General features: G+C 43.3%; 12 protein-coding genes, 1 tRNA gene and 1 riboswitch. Of the genes, 8 read left to right on the top strand and 5 right to left on the bottom strand.

The features are described 5' to 3' along the window. Nucleotides 1-124 precede the first annotated feature (124 nt). On the top strand, nucleotides 125-586 hold the full coding sequence (locus EJP82_RS00370) for a GNAT family N-acetyltransferase (RefSeq protein ID WP_127190035.1): 462 nt from the start codon (nucleotides 125-127) through the stop codon (nucleotides 584-586). Nucleotides 587-701: 115 nt separating this feature from the next. Here the strand turns inward: EJP82_RS00370 and EJP82_RS00365 are convergent, their stop codons facing one another. Further along, on the bottom strand, nucleotides 702-1790 hold the full coding sequence (locus tag EJP82_RS00365) for an FAD:protein FMN transferase (protein ID WP_127190034.1): 1089 nt from the start codon (nucleotides 1788-1790) through the stop codon (nucleotides 702-704). Between the two features lie 204 nt (nucleotides 1791-1994). On the opposite strand from EJP82_RS00365, the gene EJP82_RS00360 reads away from it, so the two are divergent. Both EJP82_RS00360 and EJP82_RS00355 read left to right on the top strand, forming a co-directional pair. Beyond that, entirely contained in the window at nucleotides 1995-2339 is a 345-nt protein-coding gene (locus tag EJP82_RS00360) for a DUF4234 domain-containing protein (protein WP_127190033.1), read from the top strand. 21 nt (nucleotides 2340-2360) lie between these two features. After that, a complete protein-coding gene (locus tag EJP82_RS00355; protein ID WP_211350019.1) occupies nucleotides 2361-2777 on the top strand; it encodes a DUF2752 domain-containing protein in 417 nt (138 codons plus the stop codon). Nucleotides 2778-3376: 599 nt separating this feature from the next. On the opposite strand, the gene EJP82_RS00350 is transcribed toward EJP82_RS00355, so the two are convergent. Continuing rightward, nucleotides 3377-3448: transfer RNA gene (locus EJP82_RS00350), tRNA-Thr, on the bottom strand. Between the two features lie 97 nt (nucleotides 3449-3545). Further along, a complete protein-coding gene (locus EJP82_RS00345) occupies nucleotides 3546-3845 on the bottom strand; it encodes an MTH1187 family thiamine-binding protein (protein WP_127190031.1) in 300 nt (99 codons plus the stop codon). Nucleotides 3846-4045: 200 nt separating this feature from the next. Further along, nucleotides 4046-4277: riboswitch (cobalamin riboswitch) on the top strand. 171 nt (nucleotides 4278-4448) lie between these two features. Here EJP82_RS00345 and EJP82_RS00340 point away from each other — a divergent pair. From EJP82_RS00340 to EJP82_RS00320, 5 genes are all read left to right on the top strand, one after another. Next, nucleotides 4449-6425, top strand: coding sequence for an anaerobic ribonucleoside triphosphate reductase (locus EJP82_RS00340; protein ID WP_127190030.1), 1977 nt, complete (start codon nucleotides 4449-4451; stop codon nucleotides 6423-6425). Next, on the top strand, nucleotides 6422-6940 hold the full coding sequence (nrdG, locus tag EJP82_RS00335; protein ID WP_127190029.1) for an anaerobic ribonucleoside-triphosphate reductase activating protein: 519 nt from the start codon (nucleotides 6422-6424) through the stop codon (nucleotides 6938-6940). Before EJP82_RS00340 ends, nrdG begins: the two co-directional genes overlap by 4 nt. Before the next feature lie 184 nt (nucleotides 6941-7124). Next, the gene (locus tag EJP82_RS00330; RefSeq protein ID WP_127190028.1) at nucleotides 7125-9458 is read left to right on the top strand and encodes a ribonucleoside-diphosphate reductase subunit alpha; all 2334 of its coding nucleotides are present in this window, start codon (nucleotides 7125-7127) and stop codon (nucleotides 9456-9458) included. A gap of 658 nt (nucleotides 9459-10116) precedes the next feature. Next, a complete protein-coding gene (locus tag EJP82_RS00325) occupies nucleotides 10117-11148 on the top strand; it encodes a ribonucleotide-diphosphate reductase subunit beta (RefSeq protein WP_127190027.1) in 1032 nt (343 codons plus the stop codon). Nucleotides 11149-11314: 166 nt separating this feature from the next. Then, on the top strand, nucleotides 11315-11827 hold the full coding sequence (locus EJP82_RS00320) for a hypothetical protein (RefSeq protein WP_127190026.1): 513 nt from the start codon (nucleotides 11315-11317) through the stop codon (nucleotides 11825-11827). Nucleotides 11828-11869: 42 nt separating this feature from the next. On the opposite strand, the gene EJP82_RS00315 is transcribed toward EJP82_RS00320, so the two are convergent. Further along, nucleotides 11870-13690 (bottom strand): ABC transporter ATP-binding protein, encoded by a 1821-nt coding sequence (locus EJP82_RS00315; protein WP_127190025.1) that lies wholly within the window; start codon nucleotides 13688-13690, stop codon nucleotides 11870-11872. Continuing rightward, on the bottom strand, nucleotides 13656-15434 hold the full coding sequence (locus tag EJP82_RS00310; protein ID WP_127190024.1) for an ABC transporter ATP-binding protein: 1779 nt from the start codon (nucleotides 15432-15434) through the stop codon (nucleotides 13656-13658). The genes EJP82_RS00315 and EJP82_RS00310 overlap by 35 nt, the downstream gene beginning before the upstream one ends. Nucleotides 15435-15438: the final 4 nt, after the last annotated feature.

Genomic DNA, 15438 nt, shown 5'->3' with positions numbered 1-15438 from the left:
CGTGGCATTCATGCTTTTAAAAAACGTTAGTTTTGTTTTCATTGACAATAAGCAGATGCACAAGAGATAATTTCAACTTAGATATTTCGGCTCTAGCACTTGATTGAAGGAAGGAATGGGTAAAATGGACAACGTAACATTGGTGCAGGTCACTGCTGATCATCCAGATTTGAACGGTATAATAACAAAACTTGATCATTATTTATTACAGGTCTACCCACCAAGTGAGATATTCGGGCTAGATCTTACCGATTCTAAGAATAACAAGACCATCTTTATCGTTGCATATTTTAACGAAATTGCAGTTGGATGCGGCGCAATCAAACCTATTGATGATGAAATCGTAGAATTGAAGAGATTTTTTGTAGACCCTGAATTTAGAAATCGTGGAATAGCGACAGCGATTCTTAACGACCTTGAAAATAGAGCCCTAGCTTTGAATTACTCAACCATTAGACTAGAGACTGGAGAAAAACTCCCAGAAGCCATAACTTTGTATCAGAAGCACGGGTATTATCCCATCGATAAATACGGAGAGTATGTGGATTGTGAGTCCAGTCTTTGCTATGAGAAACAACTACGATAATATATCCTTCCTTAACATGAACAAGAGGATGCCCCTTAGCCAATTTATATGGCTTAAAGGACATCCTCTTGTTATTCACCCTACTTTTTTTGAGAATTAAATTAATATGCTACTTTCAATTTGCATAAGTATAACTATCATTGGTTTTATTCAGCATTTCCTTAAATCCAGAAGAAGCATACAGTTTCTTGTCCTTCGTAATAAAGAGGACTTCCGCATTGGGGATATTCTCCACGAATTTCAGCCCCTCTTCGATTCCTAGAAGTACCAGGGCTGTATCCATAGTATCCGCATCAGTCGAGCGGTCAGTTATGATCGTTACGCTGCTGATATTATTGTCGACCGGATATCCCGTTTTCGGATTAATAATATGTGGGTACATCCTTCCATCTTCAATGAAATAACGCTCGTAAATACCTGCGGTCACAACGGTTTTGTCATTAATGCGAATTGAACCAATGGGAATGCCCCGCTCCTGGGTAGGATCCTGAATCCCAATGTTCCAATCTTCACCTGTAGGTTTCTGGCCCATGGCAAAGACATTACCACCCAAATCGATAATTGCACTGTTAAATCCTTGCTCCGCCAAATAATCGTAAACGGCATCTGCGGCATAACCTTTACCGTAGGAACCTAGGTCGATTTCCATGCCCTTATCCTGTAAATAAATCTCATGAGTTTCTTCGTTCATTTCAATCTTGCGATAATCACAAAGTTGTTGCATAGGAGCGATCTCTTCTATAGGAAGCACATGAGCGCCTTCGTGCCCAATATTCCACAGGGTAACGAGCCTCCCAATCGATGGGTCAAGCAAACCATTTGTCCTTTTGGCATAATCTATCGCAATTGAGACAAGTTCGAACGTATCTGGAGAAACCTGTACGGGAGCTATCCCACTGTTCGCATTAACCTTGAAAATTTCACTTTCACTATTCGTGCGGCTGATTTTGTTATCAATCTTATTGAGTAGATCCTCGATATCTTTAAGGTTTTCTTTGGTCGCCCGATCATCGTAAATGGATACATTCACAACGGTATCAAAAATAAAAAAAGTTTCCTTCATTGGCCCATTATTCTGTTGTGCCTGTGACTGCTCCTTATTTGCTGTGGGTTCCTTCGCATTACCGGAATTTCCGCAGCCCCCGATTAGAGTACTAACAATAGATATGATTACCAGCATAATTGCTGATTTGTTCCTCTTCATAAGTGAACCTCTTTTCTCTCTGTCATTTTCGTCCTTGATTGTAGCAGAAAAGAAACAGGACTAAAAGTGTAAAAATTCACGTTTGCATACATTATCTTATTTATTTTTTGGTGAAGTAGATAAAAGTACTACCATTTTGGCTTCTGATACCTTATCATATGTGAAAATAGTAGTATTTTGTAAAATTGAGAGGAATGATGACTTTTGGTTCAACAGCGTAGTATTGGTTTGGGTATTCTTTTTTCTATTATCACATGCGGAATTTACGGGATTTATTGGATGTACAAAGTCTTGGACGAATCAAGAGAGATTAGCCGAGATAATGAAGGCAGCGCAGGTCTAGATTTGATATTAACAATAATCACTTGCGGAATTTACGGGTTCTTTGCGTTCTACAAAGCAGGTTCACGTATATATGAAGCGGATGTTGCTCGTGGAAATAGGTATGCAACTAATGATACGGCATTGATCGTTATCTTGTATTTATTTGGTTCGATTGTTTCTGTGGCAATTCTTCAGCACAAAATTAATAAGTTTATAACAGCTTAATCATTCTATATGATTAGTGCATTGAAACAATTGGACCGGAAGAGGTTCCTGCCCATCTTCGTTTTTGGTGTCGTGGGACTCCTTAGTATTGCGGTAAATCTTCTGTTCCAAGGGAGTATTTGTATCTTTACAAATGTATTTGGTATTCCTAGTCCTGCTTGTGGTATGACGAGAGCTTATATGAGTCTCTTTCAAGGGGATATTGGAGCAGCATTGATATACCATCCGTTATTCATCATGCCTATACTGATGTGCATACTCGCAGCTTATAAAAAATTAAGTCAGCCAATTATTATCCTATTTATTATTTTGCTACTAGCAGTGTGGATTTTACGATTAATCTTCATGCTTCCCGATCAAATCGAGCCGATGGTGTACAATCCGGATGCGTTGATCCCCACCCTGCTCACTATTGTGAAGCAATGGATTGGGTTGTAGTAACGATAGTTTAAGGGTAACAGGTACAAAGATTTGGAGCATGGTTTCTCGGAAACGGGAGATCATGCTCTTTTTTCTATAACTATCATGTGGGTGATAAGAAGGAAAGGTAAATTTCATAAAAAAGGGCCATACGGAGAATATCCGCAGGCCAGCGCTAATTATGTATGTTCATAACGTGATAAATATCCTGTTTAAGAGTCCTAGAACTTTACCAGACGATGCACCATCAATTACTGTAAATATTGAAAAAATAACATAGTTATCGCGTTCACTAGTAGCCTCAATAACAGATCTTCCCAACGAGTTAGCAATTCCTTGTACTATTACACCGTCACTTTCATTCGTAATTTCCTTCACGATATATTCGCTGAAATCCTCTATTGTTGGGTTCGTTATCGCTAGTAAAATAGCTACTAGTAATAAGACAATTACTGTAGCATTGCGTGTTCCCCTACCTTGTGCAGTAATTTGGATCCCTCCTAAACTATCGTATAACTTATTATATCCTCTGTTGGGATAAAATGTATATATAGACCGTGTGAAATATCAAAAAAACCTCCCACGAATTTCGTAGAAGGCTGCGTATATTATAAAGATGCTGGTGAAGGGAATTGAACCCCCGGCCTACGCATTACGAGTGCGTTGCTCTACCCCTGAGCTACACCAGCATGGTGCTTGTTATGCGGGAAACAAAAACAATTATACAACGCTCAGAAATTATTGCAAGCATAAGTGGCTAATGATTCCCTCTATTCAATAAAGTTCCTATAACTTCTCACGCACTGAGCGTAGCTTTTGTTCCGAAGAGCTAATTTTGTCCCGACGATCATCTATTTTGATCGAGGTGGACACACGCTGGGCATCAGATTGAAAAGGCGCTTCATGTATGGCCCGGATTGCCGCAAAAATATGATCAAGTGAGCCTTCAATAATCGTACTCATCGACGTCAATTGATACTGTATTCCCTCTTGTTTCTCCAATACTCGCTGTAATTCTGCTACATAGGGACTGAGACTAGTCGTTCCCGTTCCGATCGGAATAACCGTTACCTCCGCAATTGCCATCGTAAAACCTCCTTAATTATTTTCACCTCTCTCTATTGTAACCACTCCACAGATGCAATAAAAGTTCACAATTTTATTTTGTCCCCGCGAGCCCGCATCATGAAGCCAATCCTTCACTTCCGGCTCATTATCTTATCGTTTTTTTTGTAAATTTTCCGTTTACAAACACAATATATTGGGTTACTCTTGTAACAACGCAACCAAATATAGTGTAAACAGGTGATCCAGCGGGAAATCCCGCTGCGACTTAAAAAGGGAAGTGCGGTGCAATTCCGCTGCGGTCCCGCCACTGTAACCGGAAGCTTCTAGGGTTAATATGGACCCTCTAAAGAATCATCCGACAGAATGCCACTGCAGTTATTTCTATCCTGCGGGAAGGCGTCGGAGGACTATTCCGGAAGCCAGGATACCTGCCTGTTTAGACGACACCGGAACAATCCTGCGAGGAACGGGTATGGTGTCCGCTTGCAGCTGACATTCAGCTATTTTTTGAAATGCCATTAGGCTTTTCTTGAGATGCATTCGGGCATTTTTGACCTAGTAGGGTTGAGAATGCTTTTTATATTATATTAATGCTGAGTTTTTTGGGAGGAGAACTTTGAAATGGCGTTGTTAAACCCTATTTTTACCGACCGTGAAATAATGCTTGATGAAGTAATTACTCTGGGCGATGAAATCGTTGAGAGTCGAAATTTGGAGATGCTTCGCGAAAACGCCAATTTGAACGGGGAAAGTTTCTCGGGCAAAATGAGTAAATTCGGTAGTGAATACGCCAAATGGTATGCAGGAAACTTCGTTATGCCAAAACGGTTGATACAAGCAATTAAAGATAATGTTGTTTATGTCCACGATCTTGATCAATATGCGATCGGCACGACCAACTGCATTTTTATCCCATTCGACAAATTACTCCGTGAAGGTTTCAATACCGGCAATGGGAGCGTACGTCCTCCAAACTCAATAATGACTGCTATGGCTTTAGTCGCTATTATTTTTCAATCCCAGCAAAATTCACAATATGGCGGCGTTTCAGCTAATAAAATAGATTTCGACCTGGCTCCTTTTGTAGCGAAGTCGTTCTTCAAATATTTCCGCAAAGGTCTGGATTACTTTGATGAAGGTAGCTTGGATGACAGCATGGGCTACATCTCAATGAGCCGTAGCGACTTACAAGAGAGTTATCCTAAATCATTTAAATTTGCACTCAAAGAAACCGAGAGTGAAACACTACAAGCTGCTGAGAGTCTTATTCACAATTTGAATACGATGTCGAGCCGTGCAGGTGGGCAAATTCCATTCACAAGTATAAACTATGGTACCGACACCTCACCGGAAGGCAAGCTCGTTACAGAGTCACTACTGACAGCTACGATGCGCGGACTGGGCAGTGGCGAAACACCGATTTTCCCCATTCAAATTTTCAAATGTAAACAAGGCGTCAATCAAGCACCAGAGGACCCTAACTATTCGCTATTTCTAAAAGCGGCAGAATGTTCCGCTAAAAGGCTCTATCCAAACTTTGCGAACCTAGATGCGCCGCTAAACTTGATGTATTACGTGCCAGGTGATCCTGATACGGAATTCGCAACAATGGGATGTCGTACACGAGTACTACACGACCGCTTTGGACAGAATCATTTGTCCGGCAAAGGAAATCTCTCCTTCAATACGATGAATCTTGTGAAGCTTGGTTTGGAGCATGGTACCGTATTAGGACAACGTAAAGTAGCTGATGAGCGCGGATTCTACCGGGAGTTAGATCATTACCTCGATATCGCACTTGAAGGACTACTGCACCGCTACAACATTCAAAAGGCCCAAAAAGCCAAAGCCTCAGACTTCATGATGAGAGAAGGCGTATGGGAAGGCGGCGAACATCTTCATCCAGAAGAGCCCGTTGGCGAACTCCTTAAACATGGTAGTTTGTCCATTGGATTCATTGGTCTCGCAGAATGTATGAAGGCTATGTACGGCAAACATCATGGCGAAGATAACGACGTATACAAAAAAGCTTTCGAATTAATTTCCTATATGCGTAATTATTGCGACCGTCAGAGTGAGCGCCACAACCTGAACATTACCCTGTTCGCCACACCGGCAGAAGGCTTGTCCGGCAAGTTTACTAAGCGGGATAAGTCCACTTATGGTTCGATCGCAGGTGTAACGGATCGTGAATACTATACGAACTCTTTTCATATTCCAGTCTACTATTCTATTAGTGCTGCTAGAAAGATTGAACTAGAATCCGCTTTCCACGATCTATGTAATGCAGGAGCCATCTCTTATATTGAGCTGAACGGTAATGCCCGGAGTAATCCCGCAGCGTTCTTGAAAATCATTCAATACGCTCTATCGCAACAGGTCAGCTATTTCAGTATCAATCACCCGATTGATCGCTGCTCAGCCTGCGGCTTTGAGGGAATTATCGGAGCAACCTGTCCTTCTTGCAATAGTCATGAGAATGATGTGCACATCCGCCGTCTACGCCGTGTTACTGGGTATCTTACTGGAGATTATCAGACTCGATTTAATTCTGCCAAACAGGCTGAAGTTCGGGATCGGTTGAAGCATAACACATGAACATCTGTGGCTACTATCCGGAATCAATTAATGAGGGTGAAGGCCTAAGAGCCTCCATCTTCGTTAGCGGATGTCGCCATTTCTGCAAGGGCTGCTTCAGTCCCGCCACCTGGAATTTTAATTATGGCGATCCCTTCACAAAGGAACGGGAAGCGGAGATTATAAACGACATCAAGAACAACCCTTTACTCAGTGGCGTCACAATTCTTGGAGGAGACCCCTTCTTCTCTGCATCAGAGGTTAGTGCATTCATTGAACGACTAGTTCAAGAAGTAGGTCCGATATCGATTTGGATATATAGCGGTTATACTTACGAAGAATTAATAGAACAAACAGATTCGCCGGAATACGAGTTACTTCGGCGTTGCCAAGTATTGGTAGACGGACGTTTCGTCGAAAAACTTCGTGATCCTTCACTACTCTATTGTGGTAGTTCCAATCAACGGCTAATTGATATCCAACAAAGCCTGTCCCATGGGGAAATTAAGCTATGGAAACCAACTTACTCTTTCTAGCTATTCAAGTTTCTAGTATAATTGAACTTCTGTGATACTTTTTAAGCCTAATGATTATATCAATTTCATCGGCGCTACTTTACTTAGCGCCTTTTTTTACAGACTTTAATTCAAATTTAAAGATTTGAAAACTGAACTACCTCTTTCTATCCTATTACCCCATCCATGAAAGTGAGGATATCTCATGCCAATATTCGTAACTAAACCAAACAACCGCCAACTAGCCTTCGATCAGGAGCGCCTAAGCACTTATGCTGACCGCATTCTAGAGGACTTAAATAAACTCAACAAGGAACGCCTACTACGTGGTGTTAATGCCAAACTTAGACGTGACGAAGTAACAGGCGAAGAAGTTAGTAATGCCTTTACCATGTCATCTCTGGAACTTGTCACCAAAGAAGAACCCGAGTGGAAATTCGCTGCGGCTCGCTCCCTACTTACCTCTCTCTATAAAAAGGCAGCCGTTCATCGCCGTTACAAGGCTTATCCAGAGGAGCCTTACGGATCATTTCACCACCTAATCGTTGATCTGTGTAAAGCCGGAATCTACCGTGAAGAATTGCTAGAGTACTATACTAAAGAGCAAATTGAAGAACTCGGGGAAACTATTGATCCAACTCGTGATCTATTATTTGATTACATAGGGCTATTGACTCTTACCGAGCGTTATCTAGCGACTGATTTCGACGGTCGGACAATGGAATTGCCACAAGAACGTTACATGGTCATTGCAATGTATCTAATGCACAAAGAACCAGCGGATAAGCGCCTTGACTTGGTTAAAGAAGCCTACTGGGCAATGAGTAACATCTACATGACTGCCGCAACTCCAACGATGTCTAACGCTGGTAAAAAAGTCGCTGGGCAGCTCTCCAGTTGTTTCATCGACACCGTAGACGACTCGCTTGAGGGAATTTTCGATTCCAATACCGACGTAGCTAGACTTAGCAAAATGGGCGGTGGCATTGGCGTCTACCTAGGTAAGGTACGGGCACGTGGTTCGGATATCCGTGGTCACAAGAACACTAGCTCCGGCGTCATCCCTTGGATCCGCCAGCTTAACAATACAGCTGTCAGTGTGGATCAGCTTGGTACACGTAAAGGTGCAATTGCTGTCTACTTGGATGTTTTTCATAAAGATATTCTCGCTTTCCTTGATTTGAAGCTTAACAATGGGGATGAGCGGATGCGCGCACATGACGTATTCCACGGCATCTGTATACCCGATCTCTTCATGGAAGCAGTAGAAGCACGTGGTGAATGGAATCTCTTCTGCCCACATGAAGTGAAGAAAACAATGGATTGGAAAGACGCGAATGGTCGCCCACTTGGTTTGGAAGACTTTTACGATGACCAACTTGGTCAAGGGCAGTTCCGTGAAAAATATGAGGAAGCTGTTAATCACCCAACTCTATCACGTATCACAATGCCAGCTATTGATATCATGAAACGAATTATGAAATCGCAGCTTGAAACAGGCACACCATATATGTTCTATAGAGACACGGTTAACCGTGCGAATACTAACCGTGCACACGGGATGATCTATTCGTCAAACCTGTGCACTGAAATCATGCAGAACCAATCACCTACGGTTATCGAACATGAAGAGCTTGTGACCAAAGATGGACAGACCCGGATTGTTATCTCCAAAATTCCAGGCGATTTCGTTGTCTGTAACCTAAACTCCATCCACTTAGCACGCGCAGTACCAGCAGGAGTTCTAGATCGACTCGTACCGATCCAGACACGTATGCTAGATAACGTAATCGACATTAATAATATTGAAGTGCTGCAAGCACAATACACCAACAGCCAATACCGGGCCATCGGACTCGGAACATTTGGACTGCACCATCTACTCGCCCTCGAAGGCATCAAGTGGGAATCTAACGAAGCTGTTGCATATAACGATGCATTATATGAGAAGATCAACTACCTTCTCGTCAAATCAAGTATGGAACTAGCCAAAGAAAAAGGCCGTTATCCTAAATTCGGTGGTTCTGATTGGGAGAATGGAAATTACTTCACCTACCGCAATTATACGGACGGCACACGCGAAGGAAAATTCGTAACCACAGCACAGTGGCAAGAGTTGCAAGCGGAAGTAGCTGAGAATGGTGTACGTAATGCATGGATGTTCGCTATCGCTCCTAACGGATCGACTTCGATCATTGCCGGTTCGACAGCCAGCATTGATCCACTATATGAACTTCTCTCCTATGAAGAGAAGACGACCTATAAAATTGCCAACCCAGCTCCAGACTTGTCTGAGAAAACAATCTGGTACTACAAAACAGCCTTCATGATCGACCAGAACTGGTCCATTGAAATGGCTGGTGCCCGCCAACGTCACGTTGATCAGGCTCAAAGCTTCAACCTATATGTACGCCCTGACATCAAGGCTACAGAATTCCTAGAACTTCACATTCACGCCTGGAAGGCCGGTTTGAAATCAACTTATTACGTTCGTAGCCGTGCATTAACGATCGAGGAATGTGAGAGCTGCGCATCCTGATAGGTCTCATCCCACCCATGTTTCTCAACCCACCCAAACCCTCCCTTACCGTAAGGGAGGGCCCCAAGGGCTGCCGCCCTTTGGATACCCGCTTAGGTAACGTGGGAGATTAAGAGGCGCTCCTGCCCGCTGTCCCCTTCGGGGATGCACTATAATTTTGGTGCGTGGCACGCTTTTCCCCCTTCGGGCACGTCTTACTTTGGATGCACCCGAGTTACCTGGGTAAACACGCTGCAGACACTTCTGCTTTCGTATCCACCCGAGATTGATGAGTGCAATGAGCCGCTTGTCGCCCTTCGGGCACGCTCTACTTTTGGCACTCCTGCAAAAGCGTGGAGAGAGCAAATTGAGTGTTGTTATATAATACTACATGCTTTGAGGCGCTCTCCCTACGGGAAACGCTTAGGTTGGATCGGGGCACAAGATTTCCAGAGGGGATTGATATGTTAGATTCCTACTTGGAATAATATCGGACACTGCTACTTTGAGGACAGCGGAGAGAGCGAAATGATTCTGAAGAAGCGAAGCGTTCGCCTTTGCCCTCGGATTTCTACCGCTATAGGCGGTTATTAAATCAGGAAATCCGAGGGCAACAGCGATCGTAAGAACATTTCGCTATCGCAGCCTATCGAAAATTACTTCAAGGAGATGAAGATCAATGCAACTGCAAACTATTTTTAATACAGAAGCACCAAATAAATCTACACGTATTATCGGCGGAGAATGCTCAGGTATCCTCAACTGGAACGACATTCGCATGCCGCATATGTATAAGCTGTACAAAGTATTACTACTAAACCACTGGATCGCGGACGAAATCCCGATGTCAAAAGATGCACAACAATTCAGACAACTTGATCCCGAAGAGCAACGCACATTCAAAATTAACATTTCGCTACTCGCGGTACTTGATTCGATGCAGACGATGTTCGTCGGCGACGTGAAGCGGTATTTTACGGATTCCTCACTAGAGGCCATCTCAGCGATTATCGGGCAGCAGGAAGTTGTTCATAACCAATCCTACTCCTATGTATTGTCCTCCATCGTATCCGATCAGGAACAGAAGGAAGTCTTTGAATATTGGAAGCAAGATCCGGTCTTACTTGAACGCAACAAATTCATCTCGGATATTTATCAAAATTTCCGTGACAATGCGACTCCTCAGACGTTCTTCGAGTCACTCGTTGCAGATTTGATTCTAGAAGGGATCTTCTTCTACAGTACTTTTGCTTTCTTCTATAATCTGGCACGCGATCAGAAAATGATGGGTACTAGCCAAATGATCTCCTACATTCAGCGTGATGAGAATCAGCACTGCTACTTCTTTGCTGAAGTGTTCAAACAACTTTTGGCTGACTATCCTGAGCTTAATACTGAGGAGAACATCCAATATACGTACCGCACGATTGACCGTGCTGTGGAACTTGAGATAAATTGGGCTCATTATACACTCAAGGATGTTCGTGGCATTGACTTGAACGAACTATCCGATTACATCAAGTACACCGCGAATAAGCGTCTTACACTAATGGGCATGGAAAAGGCTTATGAAGGCGTTGACGTCAATTGTATGCCTTGGATCAAACCTTTCTCAGATGACGCACTTAATGCGACGAAGACTGACTTCTTCGAAGCCAAGTCCCGTAACTACGGTAAGGTCGGCGATGACAATGGATTTGACGATTTGTAATAAAATGATTTAGTTCATAAACACAAAAACCTTGAATCGGCTTTTCTAGCCATCAAGGTTTTTGCGCTTGTATAGTCACTATTCATTCGGTAATCCATCAATTTAATAATATCAATTTATAGTCCCTGAGATTATAATTTAATAAACGAATTACAAAAGATGGGAGTTGAATGAACTGAAAAAATACATAGTAACTATATCCTTTAGTCTTATCTTCATCGCTCTTATTGGTGTCCTATTTTATAATCAATCTCAAATTCGTCAAACCCCCACGATCTACGTCTTCGATATCGAAACAGATGATTTCTACATTAAAGATATTGAGTTTGTAGTTTTGCCTGATTATATATATGTTGCGAAGCAATATCTAGAGGTCATTGGTGAAAATAAGGTATTTGATGGTGTTAGTTATGGCCTATCTATCGGTGAAAATATGATTGTATCACTAAGTCAGGCAGATGATCCCTTTCATTTACCTGATACTGCGAATGGTAAAATATATTACAACACCAATAATTTATTTGAAAATATGAAGGTTAGCAAGGAAGATTCAATTCATGTGGAGATTCATTACAAAGTAAATGGTGAATCTAAGGATGTTGTTGGAGAAATCAAATTAAGCGATGTAGTGAAGCCCTTCACCTTAACGGGAGAGAGAAAGCCCATACATCTACAATGAAAAACAACATAGTCACTATATCCTAGATAGTGACTATATTGTTCATCCCTGATACAGCCCACTATAGAACCCTTGCTGCTCCAATAGTTCATCATGTGAACCTTGTTCTATCAGACGTCCATCCTTCAGAACTAAGATACGATCAGCCTGCCGAATGGTATTCAGTCGATGCGCAATAACAAAGCTTGTTCTTCCCTTCATCAGCCGTTCCAGGCCCTCTTGAATCTTGATTTCGGTCACGGTGTCGATACTGCTCGTCGCCTCATCCAATACGAGTATGGAGGGATTCGCTAGAATGGCTCGCGCAATGGCGAGTAATTGCTTCTGCCCTTGGCTGATCCCCGTTCCACCTGTTTCTAGCACCTTATCGTAACCACCTGGCAGACGCTTAATAAAGGAATGAGCATTAGCAAGCCTAGACGCTTCCTCAACCTCTTCATCGGTAGCATCCAATCTGCCGAAACGAATATTTTCCCTAATGGTCCCCTTGAATAGAAAGGAATCCTGCAATACAAACGCCATATGCGAACGCAAGCTTTCCCTGCGGATTGTTGTGATATCTCGCCCATCTACAGTAATGGTTCCTTGCCCCGGATTGTAGAATTGGGATAACAACTGAATCAGAGTTGTTTTACCTGCGCCTGTTGGCCCTACTAGTGCGATCATCTCGCCAGTCTTGGCTTCAAAACTGATATCTTCTAGCGTCTCTTCTGCTTCATCTTCATCATAAGAGAAAGAAACTCCCGAGAAGACAACAGCCCCTTCCACATGATCCAGCTTAACCGCATCTGTATCGTGCTTCTCCTCGACTTCCTCATCCATGATTTCAAATACCCGCTCGGCGCCCGCTATAGCTGACAGTAATGTATTCCATTGATTAGCCAAATCGTTAAGCGGTCTGGTAAACTGCCGTGCATATTCCACAAATACGATAATAACTCCAACCGTAATCGCACCTCGGATCGCCAGAATTCCTCCAACCCCAGCCACAACTGCAAAGCTTAAATTGTTAAGAGCATTCATCAGCTTCGGAATGAAGCCCGAGAATGTCTGAGCCCAAAATCCAGATTGGCGAATCGCTACATTTCGTTCCTTAAATTCACTAATGACTCGCTGTTCCTGGGAAAAAGCCTGGATTATCACTTGCCCGGACAACGTCTCTTCAATATATCCATTCAAATCGCCTAGGTTCTTCTGACGTTGCTTGAATAGTGGGCCCGTTCGCCGTGATATCCAGCGCATTCCGAGCGCCATAAGCGGCACAATGAGAAATGTTAATAGCGTTAACAATGGACTTAGATACAACATAACAATCAACGTCCCGACCAATGTAAGGACACTGGAGAAGATCTGAATCGCTGAGCTATTCAGGGTAGAGCTAACATTCTCAATATCATTGGTTAATCGGCTCATAATCTCGCCCTGTTGTCTCTTACCGTAGAAAGGAATCGGTAGCTGATGGAGATGACGGAACAAGTCTAGTCTCATCCGGTATACCGTCTCTTGAGAAATCTCGATCATCCATATATTTTGCAGCCATGAAGTCAGAGAGAAGCCTACATACGATAGCCCTAAGCCTGCTAGAAATAAAATCCAAGCCGTTCCCTCGCCGCCTTCTAAGAAGTCATCAACTGCTACTCCAACTAGATAAGGTCCCAGTAGCGCTAGTGCAGAGCTGCAGAGAACCATGAGTAGCACTAGCGTTAGCTTCGCTTTACGGAGGGCCAGATATCTCCAGATTCGTCCGAGTGTTCCAGACCAGTCCTTGGCCCTTGCCTTTGGTTTCCGCCCATTCGAGCTGGTTTGCTGGCGATCTAGCTTAGGAAATTCATGTCTGAAAGGTTCGGTGAAGGTCTTGAACATATCCCGGTTCCTCCCCCTTTCTATTCTGAGATTCATAGATTTTCCGATATAATGTGGAGTTGATTAATAACTCTTCGTGTCTGCCACTAGCAAGTAGACAACCTTCATCAAGTAGCAGAATGAGATCGGCTGCTGTAGTAGAGCTGATTTTTTGAGTAATCAGAAATGTCGTACAAGACAATTCCGTCAGCGCGTTCAGCAACGCAGCTTCAGTGCGCACGTCTAGGGCACTGGTGCAGTCATCCAATATAAGAATAGAAGGCTGCCGGACAAGTGCCCTGGCAATGGACAGGCGTTGCTTTTGCCCGCCGGACAGATTGACCCCACGCTGACCTAGCAAAGTGTCATAGCCATGGGTCAATGATTCGATCGTCTCGTGAATTTGAGCCCGTTTCGCGGCCTCTTGAATCTGTTCTAGGCTAGCACCCTCTCGTCCCCAGGCGATGTTCTCCCTGATTGTGCCTGTAAACAGCATCACTTCTTGTGGAACATAACCGATTGCACCACGAAGCTGCGTGCTAGGAATCTGACGTATATCGGTTCCATCGATTCGAATGATACCGCTAGTCGGCTCATATAGACGGGGAATAAGCCTAATGAGTGATGATTTTCCCGACCCAGTAGCACCCATAATAGCAATCCGTTGGCCCGGTAATGCTGTAAAAGAGATATCCTCTAGTACACTAATATCACTTTCAGGGTACCGGAAACCAACCTTCTCGAACTCAAGTTTTCCATCCACGGAATCATGACGATTTCCCTGAGCTAGCTGTTTATCAGAATGCTCATCTACCTGAACCGCATCTTCCATCATAAATACTTCTTGAACCCGATCCTTTGAAGCGGAAGCCCGGGAGTAGGAGGTCATAATCCACGAGAGTGCGGATAAAGCTCCCAGTGTGCGAAGTGTATAATTCAATACTGCGACCACCTCTCCAAGTGTCGCTTGTCCAGCCGCAATATCCTTACGTCCGAACCATAATATCGCTATAACTCCGCCATTCATCATGAGCAGAACAAATGGCATCATTGTCTCAGTTAATCGAATGGCAGACACTGTAGCTTTCATTAATTCCTTACTGTGCTTCTCAAATCGCTTGATCTCATGGCCCATTCGCACGAAGACACGGATCAACCGCATCCCAGTCAGATTCTCCTGAATGACCCCATTAACTGCATCCATTCGCTGCTGCACCTTCTTGAATAAACGAGAAGCTAACTTCATCATCCAAATGACGAATATAAATAGTATAGGAACCGTTACAGTTAACAGCAGACCGAGTTTCACATTAACAAACAAGGCCATAATCATACTACCAAATACCACAAGCGGTACACGCGTGGCAAAACGTAGACTCATGAACACCATATCCTGAAGCTGTGTAATATCTCCAGTCAGACGGGTAATGAGGGACGATGTCTCAAACTTGTTAAATACGCTATAAGAGAAAGATTGCACCTTATCATATAGTTTATCTCGCAGATCATAGCCGAATCCCTGACTTGCATGTGACGCAAAGAAGGAGCTAGCAATCCCCGCCCCAAAGGCAAGGATCGCGCTCCCCACTAGTACTCCGCCCCATAACCAAACTACAGATAAGTTTTCCTCACGAATCCCATTATCGATGATTTTGGAAATAAGCAGCGGTTGAATCAATTCTACGGATAGCTCGATTAGCATCATACATAATGCAGAAAGCGCGGCAATCCGGTATTTTTTCAGAAAAGATAAGATCATTGCCATTAGT

Origin of the sequence: Paenibacillus anaericanus, from assembly GCF_003994475.1 — a bacterium.
GTDB classification, from domain to species: Bacteria; Bacillota; Bacilli; order Paenibacillales; family Paenibacillaceae; genus Fontibacillus; species Fontibacillus anaericanus.
This window is presented reverse-complemented; position numbering and strand designations above follow the sequence as displayed.

Coding starts and splice junctions, on each gene's coding strand:
- EJP82_RS00370 (WP_127190035.1), top strand. CDS start 125: ATGGACAACGTAACATTGGTGCAGGTCACTGCTGATCATCCAGATTTG.
- EJP82_RS00365 (WP_127190034.1), bottom strand. CDS start 1,790: ATGAAGAGGAACAAATCAGCAATTATGCTGGTAATCATATCTATTGTT.
- EJP82_RS00345 (WP_127190031.1), bottom strand. CDS start 3,845: ATGGCAATTGCGGAGGTAACGGTTATTCCGATCGGAACGGGAACGACT.
- EJP82_RS00340 (WP_127190030.1), top strand. CDS start 4,449: ATGGCGTTGTTAAACCCTATTTTTACCGACCGTGAAATAATGCTTGAT.
- nrdG (WP_127190029.1), top strand. CDS start 6,422: ATGAACATCTGTGGCTACTATCCGGAATCAATTAATGAGGGTGAAGGC.
- EJP82_RS00330 (WP_127190028.1), top strand. CDS start 7,125: ATGCCAATATTCGTAACTAAACCAAACAACCGCCAACTAGCCTTCGAT.
- EJP82_RS00325 (WP_127190027.1), top strand. CDS start 10,117: ATGCAACTGCAAACTATTTTTAATACAGAAGCACCAAATAAATCTACA.
- EJP82_RS00315 (WP_127190025.1), bottom strand. CDS start 13,690: ATGTTCAAGACCTTCACCGAACCTTTCAGACATGAATTTCCTAAGCTA.
- EJP82_RS00310 (WP_127190024.1), bottom strand. CDS start 15,434: ATGGCAATGATCTTATCTTTTCTGAAAAAATACCGGATTGCCGCGCTT.